The sequence below is a fragment of the Nocardia sp. NPDC058497 genome, from assembly GCF_042720195.1.
In the GTDB taxonomy this organism is placed as follows: Bacteria; Actinomycetota; Actinomycetes; order Mycobacteriales; family Mycobacteriaceae; genus Nocardia.
In genome coordinates this window covers 1-3496 of the sequence record NZ_JBHXMY010000602.1, presented here as the reverse complement: position 1 = coordinate 3496, position 3496 = coordinate 1, and the positions used below count along the sequence as shown (strand labels likewise).

At 66.4% G+C, this 3496-nt stretch carries 5 protein-coding genes; all 5 read left to right on the top strand.

Annotation, left to right across the window (positions count from 1 at the left end; genetic code table 11):
• Positions 1-36 precede the first annotated feature (36 nt).
• Positions 37-1164, top strand: a complete 1128-nt coding sequence (locus ACFWPJ_RS28005) for a histidinol-phosphate transaminase (protein WP_378855768.1) — start codon at positions 37-39, stop codon at positions 1162-1164.
• 18 nt (positions 1165-1182) lie between these two features.
• Positions 1183-1797: an imidazoleglycerol-phosphate dehydratase HisB gene (hisB, locus tag ACFWPJ_RS28000; protein ID WP_189033963.1), complete on the top strand. Its 615-nt coding sequence runs from the start codon at positions 1183-1185 to the stop codon at positions 1795-1797.
• Positions 1794-2429: an imidazole glycerol phosphate synthase subunit HisH gene (hisH, locus tag ACFWPJ_RS27995; protein WP_378855766.1), complete on the top strand. Its 636-nt coding sequence runs from the start codon at positions 1794-1796 to the stop codon at positions 2427-2429. The genes hisB and hisH overlap by 4 nt, the downstream gene beginning before the upstream one ends.
• A 201-nt stretch (positions 2430-2630) precedes the next feature.
• Positions 2631-3029 (top strand): hypothetical protein, encoded by a 399-nt coding sequence (locus ACFWPJ_RS27990; RefSeq protein ID WP_378855764.1) that lies wholly within the window; start codon positions 2631-2633, stop codon positions 3027-3029.
• 79 nt (positions 3030-3108) lie between these two features.
• Positions 3109-3496, top strand: a 388-nt coding sequence (locus tag ACFWPJ_RS27985) for a hypothetical protein (protein WP_378855762.1), incomplete at its 3' end; no start/stop codon positions are given.

The window sequence follows — 3496 nt, the reverse complement described above, 5'->3', positions numbered from 1 at the left end:
CGGCCAGGCCGTGCGGGCGCGTTTCGAGGCACTGTCGTGAGTACTCCCACCGTGCCCGGCGCCTCGGCGACCCTGGACCAGCTGCCGCTGCGTGACAACCTGCGCGGCAAATCGCCGTACGGCGCACCGCAATTGACGGTTCCGGTGCAGCTCAACACCAACGAGAACCCGCACCCGCCGAGTAAGGCGCTGATCGACGACGTCGCCGAATCGGTGCGCGCCGCCGCCGCCGACCTGCACCGGTACCCGGATCGTGACGCGATCGCCCTGCGCGCGGATCTCGCCGCGTACCTGACCCGCCAGACCGGCGTCGCCGTCGACACCGCCAATGTGTGGGCGGCCAACGGCTCCAACGAGATCCTGCAGCAACTGCTGCAGGCCTTCGGTGGACCCGGCCGCAGCGCACTGGGTTTCGTGCCCTCGTACTCGATGCACCCAATCATCTCCGAGGGCATCGACACCGAGTGGATCGAGGCCAAGCGCAGCGGCGACTTCTCCCTCGACATCGACTACGCCGTCGCGCAGATCACCGAACGCCACCCCGACGTGGTGTTCGTGACCAGCCCGAACAACCCGACCGGGCACAGCATCCCGATCGACGAGCTCGAGCGTCTGCTCGCGGCGGCGCCCGGCATCGTCGTCGTCGACGAGGCGTACGGCGAGTTCTCGGCAGCGCCGAGCGCGATCACGCTGATCGACCGGTTCCCGACCAAGCTCGTGGTCACCCGCACCATGAGCAAGGCGTTCGCCTTCGCCGGCGGGCGCCTCGGCTACCTGGCCGCCTCGCCCGCCGTGATCGACGCGATCCTGCTGGTTCGCCTGCCGTATCACCTGTCGGTGGTCACCCAGGCCGCCGCGCGCGCCGCCCTGCGGCACGCCGACGAAACCCTGGGCAGCGTCGCGGAACTGGCGGCGCAGCGGGACCGCGTCGCCGCCGCGCTGGCCGAGCAGGGCTTCGAGGTGATTCCCAGCGACGCCAACTTCATCCTCTTCGGCCGGTTCACCGACGCGGCACGCACCTGGCAGCACTATCTCGACGCCGGTGTGCTCATCCGCGACGTCGGCATCCCCGGCTACCTGCGCGCCACCGTCGGGCTCGCCGCGGAGAACGACGAGTTCCTGCGCGTGAGCCGCGACATCGCGGGCACCGACCTCACCCACTGACCGCTGGAGGCAATTGATATGAGCAGAACAGCGCGGGTGGAGCGCGTCACCAAGGAATCCAGCATTCTGGTCGAGCTGAACCTCGACGGCACCGGGCAGACCGAGATCTCCACCGGTGTCCCGTTCTACGACCACATGCTGACCGCGCTGGGCGCGCACGCCGGGTTCGACCTGGTCGTGCGGGCCGAGGGCGACATCGAGATCGAGGCGCACCACACGGTCGAGGACACCGCGATCGTGTTCGGTCAGGCGCTGGGCAAGGCGCTGGGCGACAAGAAGGGCATCCGCCGCTTCGGCGACGCGTTCATCCCGATGGACGAGACCCTCGCGCACGCCGCCGTCGATGTGTCCGGCCGTCCGTACTGTGTGTTCACCGGCGAGCCGGAACACCTGGTGCACACCATCATTCCGAGCGCGGGCCCCGGCGCCTCGTACTCGACCGTGCTCAACAAGCACGTGTTCGAGTCGATCGCGCAGAACGCCCGGATCGCGCTGCACGTGCGGGTGCTCTACGGCCGCGATCAGCACCACATCACCGAGGCCGAATTCAAGGCGGTGGCGCGGGCTTTGCGCGCGGCCGTCGAGATCGACCCGCGGGTGAGCGGCGTCCCGTCCACGAAAGGCGTCCTGTGAGTTCGAGATCCGTCGTCCTGCTGGATTACGGCTCCGGCAACCTGCACTCCGCCGAGCGCGCGCTGGTGCGGGCCGGTGCGCAGGTGGAGGTCACCGCCGACCCACAGGCCGCGCTCGCCGCGGACGGACTGGTCGTCCCCGGTGTCGGCGCGTACGCGGCCTGCATGGCCGGGCTGCGCGAGGTGCGCGGTGAGCGCATCATCGGCCAGCGTCTCGCCGGTGGCCGCCCGGTCCTGGGCATCTGTGTCGGCATGCAGATCCTGTTCGATCGTGGTGTCGAGTTCGATGTGGAGACCGAAGGCTGCGGTGAATGGCCCGGCACCGTCGCCCGCCTCGACGCGCCGGTCCTCCCGCACATGGGCTGGAACACGGTCAAGGCCCCCGCCGACAGCACCCTGTTCGCCGGCCTCGACGCCGACACCCGCTTCTACTTCGTCCACTCCTACGCCGCCCAGCAGTGGGAACTTCCCGAGAACGAGCACATCGCGCCGCCGAAACTCACCTGGGCCGAGCACGGTGTTCCCTTCCTCGCCGCCGTCGAGAACGGTGTCCTCTCGGCCACCCAGTTCCACCCGGAGAAGTCCGGTGATGCGGGTGCTCAGCTGCTTCGGAACTGGATCGGGTCGTTGTAGTTCGAACGCGCTGTGGGTCGGCCAGCATCATGCCCGGAATCAGCAACGTCTCGATGTGATTCTCAAAGGTGGTCGTCGTATGTGCGGCCGCCACCTCGAGAGCGCCAGAATCGGTGCCGATCACCTTGAAAGTGCGCCGTGGCGTAGGGCTTTCGCTACGATGGCACCGTAGCCAGCCAGGCTCGAGGGGAGTGTTGCCTGATGACCGCGGAAATTCCAGCCCTTGTCGACGCTGCGTGGCCATTCGTGACAGCGGCGGTCGGGGCGTACGGTGCGGCAGTTCTCTCCCAAGGGCAGGATCGGGCCGCCGATGCGACTGTGTCACTCGGACAGCGACTACTCCAACGAATCTTTCACGCCGACGGCGCAGACCTCGGCAACTCACTCGGCTCCGCCGACGGGCAGTCCGAATTGCGTGCGTCGATGACGCGCATTCTCGAATTGGATTCGGACCTGGCGCGTGAGATTACGCGAATGATCGCTGAGTCCACATCGGTGGACCGCTCCGCCGGTATCATTTCCTACGCTTCAGGAAATGCCCAAGTCGCGAATATGCATACGGGGACCCAAAATGTGAGTTTCGGTGGCAGATCCGAGTAGCTCCGAACAACCTACCGTCTCATCCTATGCAGATGGAAACGCGAACCAGGCGGTAGTGGGGAACGGGACCCAGAACGCAATGTTCGTGCGCGACTCGACGATCGTGCACGAGGCGACGATCTTTCAAACATCGCCGCCGTTCGGAGTAAAGGTCGGACTGGTTCTGCTTACTGCGGTCGTGACCGTCGTGCTCACGGTCACAGTCTCCTTGAAGTTTATCGATACGAATGAGCCGCAGCGTCCGGATTTAGTCGTGCCCTCGGCGCAAGTGAGCGGCAGCTCGCCGCTGACGGTCGTCAGTTCGACTGCGGTCGAGGGAAAATCGACCGACCCGATCGTGATGCCCCAGCGGCTCGATCTTTCCAGCGAGGAACTGGCTGAGTTGAACAGTCTCACCCGGAATTCGGACAAGTTCCGTGTATGGCTGGAAGACCATGGTGCGGTTGCGCTCAATATCGGTACGACAG

Coding starts and splice junctions, on each gene's coding strand:
- ACFWPJ_RS27990 (WP_378855764.1), top strand. CDS start 2,631: ATGACCGCGGAAATTCCAGCCCTTGTCGACGCTGCGTGGCCATTCGTG.
- hisB (WP_189033963.1), top strand. CDS start 1,183: ATGAGCAGAACAGCGCGGGTGGAGCGCGTCACCAAGGAATCCAGCATT.